The following is a 15,856-nucleotide window of genomic DNA, read 5'->3' as shown; positions in this document are numbered from 1 at the left end:
ACATTCTGGAGAGAAACTACGCGATTCGCTGTACGATTGCTTTAGCAACGTCTAACGTCGTGTAACCTGCATTTGGATAGATATCCGGTGTGCCGACGCCCGCAGCCACGGCTTCAGCGACGGCTTTTTCAATACAGCGAGCCGCTTCATCTTGACCAAGCGAGTAACGTAGCATCAGAGCTGCACTTAGAATTTGTGCAATCGGATTTGCAATCCCCTTGCCCGCGATATCTGGCGCAGAGCCACCAGCTGGTTCATACAAGCCAAAGCCTGATTGATTCACGCTCGCGGATGGTAATAACCCCATAGAGCCGGTGATCATGGCGCATTCATCCGATAAAATGTCACCAAATAAGTTATCGCACAGTAGCACATCAAACTGACTTGGTTGTTTAACCAACTGCATTGCTGCGTTATCAATGTAAATATGAGCAAGCGTGACGTCGGGATAGTCTTTACTGACTTCAATGACAACTTCTCGCCAAAGCACGCTAGATGCTAAAACGTTGGCTTTGTCCACTGAAGTGACGTGATTACTACGCAACCGAGCCGCCTCAAAGGCGAAGCGAGCAATACGCTCTATTTCTGCTCGAGCATAACGTTGCGTGTCAAAAGCCGCTTCTTCTGCACCTTCGCCTGAACGCCCCTTCTCACCAAAGTAGATACCACCAGTGAGTTCGCGCACGCACAGAATATCAAACCCTTTGGCACTAATATCCGCACGCAATGGTGATGCGGCACTTAATGCGGGTAACAATTGAGCCGGACGCAAATTACAAAAAAGACTAAAGTGCTTACGCAGAGGTAATAACGATGCACGTTCAGGTTGCTGATGAGGTGGAAGATGCTCCCACTTTGGACCACCAACTGAGCCAAATAAGATGGCATCCGCCGCTTCACAGGCTTTCAACGTGACATCAGGCAGCGCTTCACCATGCGCGTCAATGGCCGCACCGCCAACCAATTGGTGTTGCATCGTCAAATGGAAATTAAATTTTTGACTTACCGCATCGAGCACTTGCTCCGCTGCCGCCATAACTTCTGGACCGATCCCATCACCTGGTAAAACGGCTACTTGATAACTTGGTTGGCTCATCCTGCTTTCCTTTGTTGCTTTAAATCAGATACTTGTTGTGCACGGTAAATTAGGTTGTACACGCGAATTAAGGCTCTCACCGACGCTTCCACGATATCCGCGGCAAGGCCTGCACCGTGATATTGACGTCCGTCATATTTGGCGATGATGTCAACTTGACCTAAGGAGCTTGCCCCTTGTCCTGTGGCATCTAAGTTGTATTCAATGATCTCCACTTCCATGCCAGTGACACGCTCAATGGCTAGGAACGACGCTTCGACAGGGCCATTACCCGTCGCGGCTTCTTGACTGGCAACACCACCAATAGTCATACCGATAGTTGCACTGGCCACTGACTGTGAATTGGACGTGGAGTTCACAAACTGCAACTGGTAGTGCTCATCTTTATCGTTAATTTGATTAAAATAAATCATCGCTTCAAGGTCGTAGTCGTAGACGGTTCCTTTTTGATCGGCAAGCGCTAGGAAGCTCTCGTATAAGCTATCCATATCATAATCGCCCTTTTGATACCCAAGCTCTTCCAAGCGATGTTCAATTACATGGCGGCCTGAACGTGAGGTCATATTCAATTGATTACTTGGTACACCAACACTTTCTGGCGACATGATTTCATAGGTATTTTGTGCTTTTAATACGCCATCTTGGTGAATACCTGAACTGTGGGCAAATGCATTCTCACCCACAATGGCTTTGTTAGGTTGAACCGGCATATTGCAGATCTTAGACACCTGACGTGACGCACGGTAAATTTCTTCGTCGCGAATGCCTGTATGCACTTTCAAATGGTCTTGGCGCATTTTGATGATCATCGCAATTTCTTCTAATGAGCAATTGCCAGCACGTTCACCAATACCATTGATAGTACACTCAATTTGTCTCGCGCCCGCTTGAACGGCCGCGATAGAATTCGCAACGGCAAGGCCTAGGTCATTGTGGCAATGCACACTCAAACGCGCCTTATCGATATTAGGCACATTGTTGCGTAAGTGATAAATCATCGCAGCGTATTCATCCGGTGTGACGTAGCCAACCGTGTCTGGCAAGTTTATCGTCGAAGCACCCGCGTTAATCGCAGCTTCCACTATTCGACATAAATGGTCGTGTGGCGTTCTACCCGCATCTTCACACGAAAACTCAACATCGTCGGTGTATTGGCGTGCCAATTTGATGGATTTCACCGCCATCTCTGTTGCATCTGCCAAACTCATTCGCAATTTATGCTCAAGGTGTAACGGACTCGTCGCGATAAACGTGTGAATACGACCTTGATCAGCAGGACGAAGTGCTTCACCACATGCTTCAATGTCTTTTGCTACAGCACGCGCCAATCCACAAATTACAGGACCTTTAACCTCTGTCGCAATGCGTTGCACTGCACGAAAATCTGCAGGACTCGAGACCGGAAAACCCACTTCCATTACGTCGACGTTCAAGCGGCTGATAGCATGAGCGAGTTGCAGCTTGTCTGTTTCCGTTAGACTCGCTTTTAACGCCTGTTCGCCGTCTCGTAATGTCGTGTCAAAAATCCAAACCTTGTCCTGCATATCTGTTTCCTCATTCCCAAAAATAAAAAACCCCCGCTAGTGCGGGGGTAAACATGTGGTTACTTAATGCGCAACTACGCCCCGCTCCTGCACCTTGGCAGAATCAGATTGAGGAGTAGTGACAATAAAGTGAACATTTGCATTAAAAGTATACCTGTCGATGAATTGGTCAATTTGTACCACGGACAAGGAAAGCGAATCAAGCATAAAAAATTCAACTTATAGGCGAAAAGCAATTACAAACAAGCTATAAATTACAGATAAAAATAAATTATTGGATTATAAATGCAAAACAACAAGGACTAAGCCAATGACAAGCCAATATGAAGGGAATATGGGACAGAAAAATTTTTTATCAAAAAGGGTAAATAAACTCGCGCCTATCGCCGCCGCGTAAGCCAATGGTTTACTTGTGTGCCAAAACGTTAGTGAAACAACGCGTTGTGCTTTAAGAGTTGTGTGGAAGAACGAATGTTACAATGACCCATAATGTCCCGCACCACGCGCGATGTAACGTAGTTGCCAGATCAATCTTTCGGTAAGCTCTTTGCGCTGTGCTTGGTCTTGATCTAATGCTTCCGCGCCAGAACTAAAGACCAGAGTGACCATCGCCTCCGCTTGAATATAAGCGTGGAGCGATTCGCAGTGCGTCTCGCTTTCTAAGTAATGCGCTAATTCTAATATAAAATGTTGAATCTCTCGTGCTACAGCCGCGCGAAATGCTTTCGAGGTACCTGAACGTTCGCGCAAAAGCAGCCGGAATTGGTTACTTGAGGTATCGATAAATTCCATAAACGTATTTACCGACGTTTGAATAACGCTTCCACCATTAGCAATTCGACGGCGCGCTTGACGCATTAACTGGCGAAGCGTTAAGCCAGCCTCGTCGACCATCGTTAAACCCAGCTCGTTCATGTCTTTAAAATGTCGATAAAACGATGTTGGTGCAATACCCGCTTCTCTGGCCACTTCACGCAAACTCAAATTGGAAAAACTGTGCTCCGCACTTAACTGGTTAAACGCGGCTTCAATTAGTGCTTCACGCGTTTTTTGTTTTTGTTGAGCACGAATGCCAGACATGACGTTCTCCAAGTGAAAAAGACCGAAAGCGTTCTTCTGTTGTCGTAAATAGGAAAGAATGACTACTTTGCCAATGCGCTTTGGCATAACAGGCAAATTAAAACAAAGCTCGCTGAACGATACAAGTAATACCTTATTTATCCGGAAAATAGCCGATGACCGAACAACGCCAACCACCCAATTTAAACACCGCTGTTAAGTCAGATTATGTCACCACGATTTTCATGTTCTACACTCAACACAAGATGGTGAGGTTGAGCTTGTGCTTATTTCGTTGCGTCACTGGTATTTCCTAGGCTGCGATAGATCAAATTATTGCCAAAATACGTCCCCTTAACATTGACTCATCGCTGGTTTGCGACTATTTTAGCGTACAGTTGTACGCTGAGATTTTAAAAGTCATGAAAAATCCCCCTTTAATTTGGAAGAATATTCTATTTTTTAGTCTGTCGTTTTTAGCGGCAGTAACCCTTGTACCTTGGTATGGATTCGAATACGGGTACACTGCTGCGAACTGGATTGCCTTTGTTGTCTGTATGTTTTATGCCGGTCTGTCTATCACAGCAGGTTACCACCGCTTGTGGGCACATAAAGCGTACGATGCCCACCCCGTCGTACAGGTTATTTTTGCGCTTGGTGGTGCATTTGCACTGCAAAACAGTGCGTTGCATTGGAGTTCTGATCACCGCGTACACCATGGTCATGTTGATGACGTAGAAAAAGATCCTTATGCCGCCACCAAAGGTTTCTGGTTTAGCCATATCGGTTGGATGTTGCGTGACTATCAAGGGGAAAGTTATGGCGATTACAGCAATGCGAGAGACTTACAGAAAAACAACGTCGTCGTGTGGCAACATCGTCATTATATGAAATTAGTCTTATTGACGAACATTGGTATTCCCGTCTTACTAGGGCTGCTGTTCGACGATTTTGTAGGCATGCTGTTGTTGTGTGGTGTACTGAGGTTGGTGTTAAGTCAGCATTTTACTTTCTTTATCAACTCGCTCGCTCACATTTGGGGTTCGCGTCCTTACACCGAAAAGAATACCGCGCGCGACAACGGCTTCTTGGCGTTATTCACCTATGGCGAGGGATACCACAATTTCCACCACATTTTCGCCAGTGATTATCGTAACGGCATTAAATGGTATCACTATGATCCGACAAAATGGATTATTCGCACCATGGCAATGTTAGGCCTTGCGAGCAAACTTAAACGCACACCGGTTGAACGCATTGAGAAAGCGAAAGCAGAAACCTTGCTGAATCGTACTCAAGGTCGTCTTGCAAAATTGCCTTTAGCGCAAGATAAGCTTACATTGTTACACCAAGAGTATGAATTACTTCTGAAAAAATTGCAGACCTTCTGTGCTTTGCAAAAACAAGTTTTAGAAGTGAAGAAAAATGCCATGTTAGCGCAATGCGATAAACATGCTTTACTAAAACAATATCAAGAGACTCGAACAGGCTTGGCAAACACAAAAGCAAGCTTGGCTCGCGCTTAACGCGAGGCTTCTGAAGGCCGCTTAAACCTTTGGTCACAGCCTCAAATTAGAAGTAAGGAGAGGCTGTGGCAAAAACCAACCCAGCGACAGCAACATCTGTCGAAACACCGAAACCCGCATTCCAATACGACGCTATCATCATCGGCACAGGCCCTGGTGGTGAAGGCGCGGCAATGAATTTGTCCAAACGCAATAAACGCGTCGCCGTGGTAGAGCGCCTGCAAGCAGTAGGCGGTGGTTGCGTGCATTGGGGTACAATTCCATCGAAAGCTCTGCGCCACTCAGTTAGTCGTTTTATTGAGTTTAAAGCCAGTCCATTTTATCGGATCTCTGAACGCAACCAGCGTATGACGTTTTCAGATATTCTCAATCACGCCAGCGACGTGATAGGTAAACAAGCCAGCCTGCGCTCTAGCTTCTATGAACGTAATCGCATCACGTTATTTCAAGGTGATGCCAGTTTTGTCGACCGATACACCGTAAAAATCACACACCCTGATGGCACGTTTGAATTGGTTACAGCGCCGATAGTGGTGATTGCCACAGGCTCAAGGCCATATCGTCCAAAAGAAATTGATTTTAACCACCCTCGTGTTTACGACAGCGATACTATTTTAAGTCTCAAAACAGATCCACAACGCATCATGATTTACGGTGCTGGTGTCATTGGCTGTGAATATGCGTCAATCTTTAAAGGCCTTGGGGCCAAAGTCGATTTGATAAACACTCGTGAACGTCTTTTGGCCTTTATGGACGATGAAATCTCTGACGCGCTGAGTTACCACTTTTGGAACAATGGTATTGTTATTCGCCACAATGAAGAGTTTGATCACGTTGAAACACGTGAAGATTGCGTCATTTTACATTTGCGTTCGGGCAAAAAAGTCAAAGCAGATTGCTTGTTGTTTGCCAATGGGCGTACAGGTAACACGGATTCTCTAAACCTTGCTGCGGTGGGTCTAAAAGCGGATGGACGTGGTCAATTGAAAGTGAATCAAGCCTACCAAACCGAGATTGATAACATTTACGCGGTTGGCGATGTCATTGGTTACCCAAGCTTGGCCAGTGCAGCCTTTGATCAGGGCCGTATTGCCGCAGATGCCATTATTCGCGGCAATAAAGATGAAAAGCTCATCATCGATATCCCAACGGGGATATACACTATTCCAGAGATGAGTTCCGTTGGAAAAACAGAGCAAGAGCTCACTGCGGCTAAAATTCCCTATGAAGTTGGGCGTGCGCAATTCAAACATTTGGCCCGCGCGCAAATCACGGGCACAGAAGTGGGTAGCCTAAAAATATTGTTCCATGCAGATACCAAAGAAATTCTCGGCGTACATTGTTTTGGTGAGCGTGCGTCCGAAATTATCCATATCGGCCAAGCTATTATGGAACAGAAAAATGGCGGTAATAATGTCGAGTATTTCGTCAACACGACGTTTAACTATCCAACCATGGCTGAAGCCTATCGTGTTGCGGCATTAAACGGCTTAAATCGATTGTGTGACTAATACCAAGCTCTAACAAGCACGCGGCGGTCACACATCCGATTATTTCACGAAGGCAGGTTCCCTGCCTTTTTTATTACTCAAAAGTTAACCGATTGTAATACATTGTAATCATTTATCCGTTGATTTCCCCGATACCCAGCTTCGCCTATTCAGTAATTTGAACGCCAAGGCAACCCGTTCACCTTGAAAAGTAATTAATTACTTACTCAGATAGCAATCATTTAAGGCAAGTAAATTGCTTGCAGTAAGGAAAAACATAACAAGGTGAGCTTACTTTGGAGTCATACATGGATATTCGCTCACAATCACTATCTGCTTCTACTTTTCAATCTTCTGCAACGCCAGAATTGACGGTAGAACTCACTAAATATTTACATCAACAACTCACCCCGATTGCGTCAGATTCGCTCACCATTGAAGTCGCGGGGGACAACCACAAACAACTAGTCTATGGTCACTCCCCGAGCGCCATTAACCAACCTATATGCAGTTTTCCGATTATGTATCAACGCCGGCAAGTGGGCGCACTAAATTTATTTCGCCGACAGGTGATCAAATCACTGTCACAAGAGCACCTGCACCAAATTTCCAAGGCAGTTGCATTTCTTATCCAACGTAACAGCACCCATCACCGTTGTGATAAGCAACTTGGTCGCACTCTACCCTTAATTGGTTTTAGTGATGCTATTTTTCAACTCGATAGCCAAATAGAACGTGCAGCAAGTGCCAGATACCCCGTTATTGTGCAAGGCGAAAGTGGCTGTGAGAAGCTCAACGTCGCGTGCGCGGTCCATTTCAACGACCCGTCGAGGCAAGGCGCATTTATCGAGCTAGACTGCCAATTATTCCAAAATGACGTCGCATCGTTTTTATCTCGTTTTCAAGATTCTGTGCGAAGAGCACGCGCGGACTCCTTGCTGCTTAGCCATATTGACCAACTCCCTTATAGTGCTCAGTTGCAACTCGCAGATATGATGACCGACTGTTCTGACGACCATGATGCTTGTGGCTTAAGAGACGTTCGCGTGATGGTTAGTACTTCACAGTCCTTATCCCAACTCACTCGGGATGGGCGTTTTTCCGTCGCGTTATTTACACGGTTGGATTTCCTAACTTTAGTGGTGCCACCACTGCGAGATAGACCTAACGACCTTGCAGAGATCATTGAACGAATGATAGAACAGCACAAATTGTTTGACGATCAGTATGTTGAACCTCTTGCTAAGCACTTTTTGTGTAAATATCAGTGGCCTGGTAACTACTCCGAGCTCGAGAAAACGTTAGTTCAACTCCTCACATTTTCGAAACAAAATCCGGTATCCATTGACGATTTAAATGCGCTCACTCCACACATTCTCGGTGCACCAACGCCAGCTGAGCCTTCTCCTCTTCAGTCAAATCAACACCGTAAGCTAGAACTGCAATTGCAATGCGTGCAGTTATTACATAGAGAAGATTACGAAGCGTTTGCTCATCTTCATCCGGGACTCGCCAAAGCACTTAAGTATATTGGTGAGCAATGGCAGCAGGATTTGTCATTAACCAACGTAGCGAGTAATGCTTTCGTCAGTCCGTCTCATCTGTCGTACCTGTTCAAAAAGAATTTAGAGCGCAGTTTCAAGCAAATTTTGACGGAATTACGTATCGAAAAAGCGAAATCTAAAATTGAAGCCAATCCTCACATTCGGATCACCGATTTGTGTCTGGATGTCGGTTTTGGTGATCTAAGTCATTTCGAGAAAGTGTTTCGTCGTTACACCAACGAAACGCCTCGTGAGTATAAAAAACGCTTTCATCTCTAGCCAGCAAACTGCTGGCTTTTTGTTGCAACATAATGCTTTTTAACTACTTTTAGCCGCCTTTTCCCGATTTATAACCCGAGTAATCTTTTACGCTAGTGTTGCCCAACTCTAAATAAGGAGACATCATGTTGGCAACAAAACAACCCCGCTTGGCGCTCACACAGTGCCAATTCGCTTTACTGGCATTGGTTCATACGCCCGTACTTGCCGCCAGTGATTTTTCGATCCCCATTTCGGTATCAGGCATGCTCAAAGCTGATGCCATCTATGACTTGTCCGGTCTACGTGGCGACCGAGCAGATTACCTCGCAACTCAAGCTGGAAGTGATTCACCCTACAGTCGATTTCATATGCGAGAAAGTCGACTGAAAGTGCAATGGCAAGATGCTCAACATAACGTGTCTGGTGTGATTGAAGGCGACTTTTTTGCCAATGGCACGCACTCAAGTAGCAGCATAGAACGAATTGCAAATGGCGATACGGGCCGATTACGCCACGCCTACCTTTCCGGCAATCAATGGTTAATTGGCCAGACTTGGTCAAATTTTGTGGATGTCCGCAGTTTTCCCGAAACCCTCGATTTCTCAAACGATACGGGTCAAGCGTTTGTGCGCCAAACACAAATTCGTTACAGCCAACCTTGGCAACAATTCATCCTTTCAGCCTCCCTCGAAAACCCTGAGTCGGATGTCATTAATGAAAGCGGTGTACAAACCTATTCTTCGGATACCCTACCCGACGCAACATTGCGTCTACTTCAGCAACACAGTAAAGGCCATTGGTCGGTTCAAGTCGTCCTGCGCCAATTGTCTGTGACGCAAAATCAGCAAACTCATGACGTATTTGGGGGCGGAGCTGCGGTGTCCGGCCGTTGGTATTTTGGCGAGACGACTCATCTTCGCTGGCACTTTACCTGTGGCAAGGGATTAGGTCGCTATTTACAAGAAGCAAGTGGCTACGCGGCAACATTTGATGGTCAAACCCTCAACGCATTAACAAGCAAAGGCGGTTATCTAGCCCTGCAACATCATTGGTTCCCGACTCTACGCAGTAACGTAAGTATTGGCGCACTCAAGATTGATTTGCCAACCTCTCTTCAAGACAACCAACGTCTGAATACGTTGCTTTCCAGTCACATTAATACCATTTGGAAATCCTCCAACGTACTGGAGTTCGGCTTGGAATGGTCGTGGTTTGAGCGCGCCCAATACGCTCAACCAACGGTGACACAGCACCTCCATGGTTCTCGCCTGCAGGCCTCGATGAAATACCAATTTTAAACAAGGAGTCGAAAATGAACACCTGCTTACGCTTATGGTTTGCGCTGTGTCTAAGCTTTTTTATGTTGGCTGCGCAGGCTAAAAACACATTGCAAAATAGCATTGAAGCCCATTTTACAACGAGGCGAACTCCGCATCGCAATGTATCAACACGACACACCACCTTTCTATTTCACTCAAGACAACGCGCTGACCGGCTTAGATGTCGAGCTGATGCAAGGCTTCGCCAACCACCTTGGCATACCTGCCCGCTTCTTACGCCATGCAAAGACTTTAAACGAAGCTGTCCAAATGGTCGAAGAAGGTAAAGCGGACATTGCCATCTGCAAGCTGTCAATCACCTTTAATCGCGCACAAAAAGTCCTCTTTACCAAGCCTTACATCCGGCTGCGCAAAGCGTTGCTAATCAATCGCGTGCTACTACAAAAACAACAAGGTAAACGGTCCAAATATGAAACGATACAAACCTTAGAAGGGAAACTCGCAGTGATTGGCAATTCTTCTTACGAAGATTACGCCAAACAACGTTTTGTTCATATGGAGATAGTGCCCTACCCAACGTGGCAGGACGCAGTGAACGCCGTACGCCAGCAACAAGTGGTTGCAGCCTTCAGAGATGAAGTGGAAATCAAAAAGGTGATCGTGGATAACAATAACGATGCAGTCAACGTTATGACCGTGGTGCTCGACAACGATTTTGATAACAAAGGTATCGCCGTTTCGCGAGATGCGGGTTACTTGAAGTACCTGTTGGAGCTGTACATGGACAACCTCAACTTAGAATTAACCGCCAACAGAGTGTTGTTTGATTACCCCAAATTAATTGAACACATTCATCGTAACCAACTAAAGGAAGACTAAATCATGCCTAAGATCCCTTTAAATTTGCAATGGCTACGTTCGAGCTGGACGGTCTTCTTTGGTGCGCTAGTTGGTATTTACATTGGCCTATATGACACCCAATATCTTTCTATCGTTGCGCCGCTAGGTCAGTTTTACCTCGATGTGCTGACCATGTGTATTTTACCTATTCTGCTTACTGCTATCTCACTCAGTATTGGTCGCCTGTTGAAACAAGCGAATAGCCAATGGTTGCTGCTGCGCCTATCGTTGGTCTTTTTTGCCTGTTTGTTAGGCGCAAGCACGCTTGGCGCACTCGCTGGTGCGATTTTCACCCCTGGCAGCCAATTAGATACGGAATCGCTAAAAGCCATTGGACAAATCATTCAAGATTTCTCCAATGCCGATCTGGTGGTGGATTTGCATACGCCGTATGAAGCGCCTCCTGAACAATCCATGCTTCAGGCATTTCTGTTTAGCTTAGTGCCCGCCAATATTTTTTCCGCACTCAGTCACGGGTATACCGTAAAAGTGTTGTTCTTCGCACTGTTGTTTGGTTTTGCCATTGGTGCAATTCGCCAACAAGCCTCTGACCATTTGTGCCTCTCATTTGAAGGGATCTATGCTGCGTTTACAAAAATAGTGCAATGGATGATGTATCTCTTCCCATTCGGTTTGTGTGGTCTACTTGCCAGTACATTGTCGAAGATTGGTGGCGAAGCCTTGGTGGCTATGATCAAGTTTGTGCCCGTCGTAATACTCGCCTTTATTTCATGGTTTCTGATTGTCTACGCGTTGATGTGCTGGCGCTTAAAGCATTGGGTTATGCCGTTTACGGCGCTAAAAGAACCAATGACGATTTCGCTTGGCACAGCAAACACCATGGCCAGTTTACCAAGCGCATTAAAATCCATGCATGAACAATTTGGTTATGACAAACAAAGTGTGGATCTCCTTATTCCACTCACCTTCAATCTGTGCCGTATTGGTCCGACACTCTATTTCGCGCTCGCGACCATGTTTGTTATCCAAATCTACAACGTGGATCTGACGTTCGGCGTGTTTATGGTGGTGGTACTCGGTTCCTTGCTTGCAGGGACCGCAACGGCGGGGTCATCGGGTGTTTCAATGCTAACGATGTTGAGTTTGGTCTCGGGACCACTCGGTTTACCTTTGGATGCGGTACTTATTCTGTTTGTGGTGGTAGACCCTATCATCGCGCCATTTAGAGTGATGGCTATCGTACATAGTGCCTGTGCAATTGTGACCTGGGTGCTACCGAAACCGGCGCACCCGATGCAAACACCGCTTGTCTCAACACATTAGCAACTTGCGGCTTGAGTCAGTTGTCGCTTAGCCAGATGGCGATTGATCATTTGGCTAAGCAGCAGCGAACATGCCGCCAGCGCTGCACCAAAGTAAAACACCAATGCATTGTCGTACAACCACACAATACCGAATGCCGCAGGGATAACAACCGCAGCAATGTGATTGATGGTAAAACTCACCCCAGCTGTTGAAGCAATGTCTTCAGGCTCTGCAATTTTCTGAAAATAGGTTTTCAGTGCAATCGCCATCGCGAAGAACACATGGTCAACGACATACAGCGTCGCGGCCAATTCACTGGATTCCACCAGCGCATAGCCAATGAACACCACAATCAAACCACTGTATTCAATCGTGAGCGCGCGTTGTTCGCCAATGCGACTGATCATTTGCCCAATTTTAGGCGCTAGGAAGATGTTAATGACGTGGTTAAGCATGTACAACGTCGTAATTTGTGCGACATCAAAACCGAACTTTTCCACCATCAAGAAACCCGCAAACACCATAAAAATTTGTCGACGTGCTCCAGAAAAGAACGTTAACAAGTAGTACAAGGTGTATTCTTTTCTTAAGATTAGCTTCTTATGCTGTGTTGTCTTTTGTGGAAAATAAGGGTGTGACAACGTCAAATAGGCGGTCAACAGCAAACCGAATCCACCAATGATCATGTACATCGCAGTATACCCTAAGGTGAACCAGCTAAATCCCGCCCACACAAACGCAAACGTTACAAGCGACGCCATCGACTTGATAGACAACAATTTGCCCAGCTTTTCTGGCGCTTCATCTTTACTAAACCATTGTAAACTAAGCGACTGGTTTAACGTTTCAAAATAATGAAACCCTACTGACATCAATACGGTAGTCGCATATAAGCCATAAACGGTAGGAAACAAACCCGTAATCGCAACGCCGATTGAAATCAGACATAAACTGATCAACGCAAAAGTTTGCTCTTTCAGTACCAACAACACAAAGATGGCCGTAAACGCGAGGAATCCCGGTATCTCTCGTAACGATTGCAGCATACCGATATTCGCCCCATTGAATGACGCGGTTTCGATAGCAAAGTTATTGAGCATCGCATTCCACCCAGAAAAGGTGACCGCCATTATGATGGTGGACAACACTAAAAAGCTAAATGGTGAACACCACGCTTTGGTATTCGACTTTGACATCCTATCCCTCTGATAAATTGATTAAGCACAAGAGATAGTTTACGCTGCTATATAAGTGACCAATATGACCAAATATGACAAATAATTTATCAGATCGGACAAATGTGACGTGGCAATCGGTCCCTGCTCGCTTTCGCCGCCTAGAGACTCGATAGACCGCTTTTCCCAAGACCAACGACGATGCCCCCCTTTGAGCATATTCCGTTGCACGCACACCCATTTGGTCAACTAGCTTACATTAGCCAAGGTGTGCTCACGATGGTGACTGAACAAGGTACGTTCGTCATTCCTCCCCAACAAGCCCTTTGGATCCCTCCTCAAGTCGCTCACGAAAGTTATTGCCGCTACGGCGGTGCATTTCGGAGCGTCTACGTTAATTTAGAATTTTGTGAAGCGCTGGGCGATACCGCGTATACTATGGATGTCGATGAGCTGTTGCGGGCGATGATTTTGGAAGTGTGTCGTTGGCCGACGGATTATGACCTCGACGAACCAAAAAAACGATTCATTCAAGTCTTCATTGACCGAGTGCTTAGCGCACCCAAAAATGCATTTTTCTTTGCGCATGCCAGTGACCCACGCTTAACCTTGATTGTCAGTGAATTGCACAGTAACCCATCCTGCCAACGTACTTTAGAGCAATGGGGCGATTTAGTAGGAGCATCCAGTCGGACTCTCAACCGCTTATTCCACAAACATTTCGATATGAGTTTTCGCGACTGGAAACAAAAATATCGGGCGGCGCGTGCCATCGAACTGTTAAGCGCCGGCCTTTCTCAACAAGCCGTGGCAAATCAGTTGGGCTATGAATCATCCGCCTCGTTCAATCACGCCTTTAAGAAGGTCTTTTCACAATCCCCTGGACACTACGTGAAGCAACGTTCACTGCGCGCCTAATGGCAATCTTCGCTGTATTGACCTAGTTATCCCGCTAAATCCCCGCAACCTCCGGCTATATCGCCGATTGCCGCAACATTCATTTCTCTATCATGGGTTTACTAACACGACCCAACTACATTGAGGAAATCATGGCGGGACAAACCTTAACACTGCAAACTTTAGTTGAAGCCATCATGGGCTCCATTTCCGAAGCGCAAGACCAAATCGAGCGGCAAACGCTGCAAAACATTTATGAGTGGTTTGACGAAGACGGGCGACCAAAAATGATTTCATTTCGCGTACCCGCCTTTGGACCTGAAGCGGATAAAAAACGCGCGAACGGTGAAACTCCTGAACGAGAGTTGCATGTACCACTCATTACACTCACTCAGAACAATCCGATAAAAATCAAAAAGCTCACCTCAAAGTTCGATATCAGCCTCAATGGTGTCGAAAGTTTAGAGGAGCAAGAAAATGCGGATGGCAAACTAAAAAAAATTCTCTCCACCGATTTGTTCTCTCGAGCAGGGAAAAAAGGCGAACGAACCGCCAGTATGGAAATTGAATTTGAGGCAGGCGAAGCAACTGAAGCATACCTCAAATTACAAAATGAACTCTTAAAACTGTTTTAAACCCAGTCCGCCTTCGCTATTTCGTGAAGTGCTGACAGGCAACTGAACACTCTTCATGGCGTTTCGAAGATGGGATGGAAACCCCTCAACTCATAGCAACTAAGGAGATATTATGAGTGAATTAGTAAAAATGTCAGATCAATTTGGTGGCTTACCAATGGACCAACTGATTGGTGGTCCTTTGTCAGCAGCATGTGATGCACAAGTTTCACTCGCTAAAGCAACCTCTGACTTTATCGAAACCGTTGGCTTTGAAAATGGTAAAGTACGTATGGTGCCATTTAGCTTCGAAAAGCCGGAACAAATTCAACAACCAGATGGCTCGGTAAAAATTGAAAGCACTGCGTATGAAATCAAAGTACCGTTCATTTCAATCGTGTCAGTACCGACCTTGCAAGTCACCGAAGTTGATGTGAACTTCATGATGGAAGTGAAGTCGTCATTCAGTGAGCAGACAAAAGACGATCGCCAAGCATCGTTCGAAGCTGAAGCTTCAGGCCGCATTGGACCATTTAGCGTCCGCGTAAAATGCCAAGGCTCGATTTCTTCAAGCAAAGAGACTCAACGTAAATCAGACAACTCTGCAAAATACGATGTAACCGTGAAAGCTCGCCAAACAGGTACGCCTGAAGGTCTGTCTCGCGTACTCGATATTCTGCAACAGTCGATTGCGCCGGTGCCTGCTGCATCAGAGCCAAAAGCGGCATAACAGTTAATGGCCTCAATTGAGGCCATTCTTTTTGGGAGAAATTCATGTTTGGACAAGTCGCACAGCATACATTCGATATAACGGATGTCGGACACATTGAACGCATTGTCGTCGGGACGGTTGAACCCGACAAAATTCCAACCGAACAAGAAAACGCGAACAAAATGGCGTTGATTAACCGTTGCCTCACCGAGTTTCCAAAGGGGCGCATCATCGGCACGGAGCGCAGTTTCAGCCTCGTTCGAATAGGTGAACACCAAGTCGTGCTTGAATGTGTCGCCTACCACATAGGCTTCAAAAAACGTCCGTTGTGGATGATTGAAGAGCAAGCCTCAAAGCAAGACTTCAAAGTTGATCAGAGTAAATTGGATGAAATTATCGTCGCGCATTCCCAATAGATGCGCAGTGTTTAAGACCTGACCAAATATCCTTTCAATGACCCCACAGCACCTTTCACCCTGCCTCTACTCATGG

At 46.0% G+C, this 15,856-nt stretch carries 13 protein-coding genes and 1 pseudogene; 10 read left to right on the top strand and 4 right to left on the bottom strand.

Annotation, left to right across the window (positions count from 1 at the left end):
* Positions 1-16: 16 nt before the first annotated feature.
* The 3 genes from leuB to fabR form a co-directional block, all read right to left on the bottom strand.
* On the bottom strand, positions 17-1,096 hold the full coding sequence (leuB, locus tag J5O05_RS10505; protein ID WP_208842024.1) for a 3-isopropylmalate dehydrogenase: 1,080 nt from the start codon (positions 1,094-1,096) through the stop codon (positions 17-19).
* Positions 1,093-2,640, bottom strand: coding sequence for a 2-isopropylmalate synthase (leuA, locus tag J5O05_RS10500; RefSeq protein WP_208842023.1), 1,548 nt, complete (start codon positions 2,638-2,640; stop codon positions 1,093-1,095). Before leuA ends, leuB begins: the two co-directional genes overlap by 4 nt.
* 474 nt (positions 2,641-3,114) lie before the next feature.
* Entirely contained in the window at positions 3,115-3,720 is a 606-nt protein-coding gene (gene fabR / locus J5O05_RS10495) for an HTH-type transcriptional repressor FabR (RefSeq protein ID WP_208842022.1), read from the bottom strand.
* 401 nt (positions 3,721-4,121) lie between these two features.
* Between fabR and J5O05_RS10490 the strand changes: the two are divergent.
* From J5O05_RS10490 to J5O05_RS10465, 6 genes and pseudogenes are all read left to right on the top strand, one after another.
* Positions 4,122-5,250: pseudogene (locus J5O05_RS10490) on the top strand (acyl-CoA desaturase).
* A 40-nt stretch (positions 5,251-5,290) separates the two neighbouring features.
* Positions 5,291-6,736, top strand: coding sequence for a Si-specific NAD(P)(+) transhydrogenase (sthA, locus tag J5O05_RS10485; protein ID WP_208842021.1), 1,446 nt, complete (start codon positions 5,291-5,293; stop codon positions 6,734-6,736).
* 287 nt (positions 6,737-7,023) lie between these two features.
* Complete coding sequence (locus tag J5O05_RS10480) at positions 7,024-8,538, top strand: helix-turn-helix domain-containing protein (protein ID WP_208842020.1); 1,515 nt, start codon at positions 7,024-7,026, stop codon at positions 8,536-8,538.
* Between the two features lie 125 nt (positions 8,539-8,663).
* Positions 8,664-9,818 (top strand): DcaP family trimeric outer membrane transporter, encoded by a 1,155-nt coding sequence (locus J5O05_RS10475; RefSeq protein WP_208842019.1) that lies wholly within the window; start codon positions 8,664-8,666, stop codon positions 9,816-9,818.
* A gap of 102 nt (positions 9,819-9,920) precedes the next feature.
* Entirely contained in the window at positions 9,921-10,679 is a 759-nt protein-coding gene (locus J5O05_RS10470; protein WP_208842018.1) for a substrate-binding periplasmic protein, read from the top strand.
* A 3-nt stretch (positions 10,680-10,682) separates the two neighbouring features.
* A complete protein-coding gene (locus tag J5O05_RS10465) occupies positions 10,683-11,984 on the top strand; it encodes a dicarboxylate/amino acid:cation symporter (RefSeq protein WP_208842017.1) in 1,302 nt (433 codons plus the stop codon).
* Here the strand turns inward: J5O05_RS10465 and J5O05_RS10460 are convergent.
* Positions 11,981-13,162, bottom strand: a complete 1,182-nt coding sequence (locus J5O05_RS10460) for an MFS transporter (RefSeq protein WP_244369560.1) — start codon at positions 13,160-13,162, stop codon at positions 11,981-11,983. The two genes, J5O05_RS10465 and J5O05_RS10460, sit on opposite strands and share 4 nt — an antisense overlap.
* 180 nt (positions 13,163-13,342) lie before the next feature.
* Between J5O05_RS10460 and J5O05_RS10455 the strand changes: the two genes are divergently transcribed.
* The 4 genes from J5O05_RS10455 to J5O05_RS10440 all read left to right on the top strand — a co-directional run bounded on the left by J5O05_RS10455 (position 13,343) and on the right by J5O05_RS10440 (position 15,780).
* Positions 13,343-14,059 carry an AraC family transcriptional regulator gene (locus tag J5O05_RS10455; RefSeq protein ID WP_244369559.1) on the top strand — a complete coding sequence of 239 codons (717 nt, stop codon included), beginning with the start codon at positions 13,343-13,345 and terminating at the stop codon, positions 14,057-14,059.
* A gap of 131 nt (positions 14,060-14,190) precedes the next feature.
* Complete coding sequence (locus J5O05_RS10450; RefSeq protein ID WP_208842016.1) at positions 14,191-14,673, top strand: DUF2589 domain-containing protein; 483 nt, start codon at positions 14,191-14,193, stop codon at positions 14,671-14,673.
* Between the two features lie 112 nt (positions 14,674-14,785).
* On the top strand, positions 14,786-15,382 hold the full coding sequence (locus tag J5O05_RS10445; RefSeq protein ID WP_208842015.1) for a DUF2589 domain-containing protein: 597 nt from the start codon (positions 14,786-14,788) through the stop codon (positions 15,380-15,382).
* A gap of 44 nt (positions 15,383-15,426) precedes the next feature.
* Positions 15,427-15,780, top strand: a complete 354-nt coding sequence (locus J5O05_RS10440) for a hypothetical protein (RefSeq protein ID WP_208842014.1) — start codon at positions 15,427-15,429, stop codon at positions 15,778-15,780.
* Positions 15,781-15,856: the final 76 nt, after the last annotated feature.

The organism is Pseudoalteromonas xiamenensis, assembly GCF_017638925.1.
GTDB classification, from domain to species: Bacteria; Pseudomonadota; Gammaproteobacteria; order Enterobacterales; family Alteromonadaceae; genus Pseudoalteromonas; species Pseudoalteromonas xiamenensis.
The sequence above is the reverse complement of the archived record's forward strand: the minus strand, read 5'-3'. Positions and strand labels throughout refer to the sequence as shown.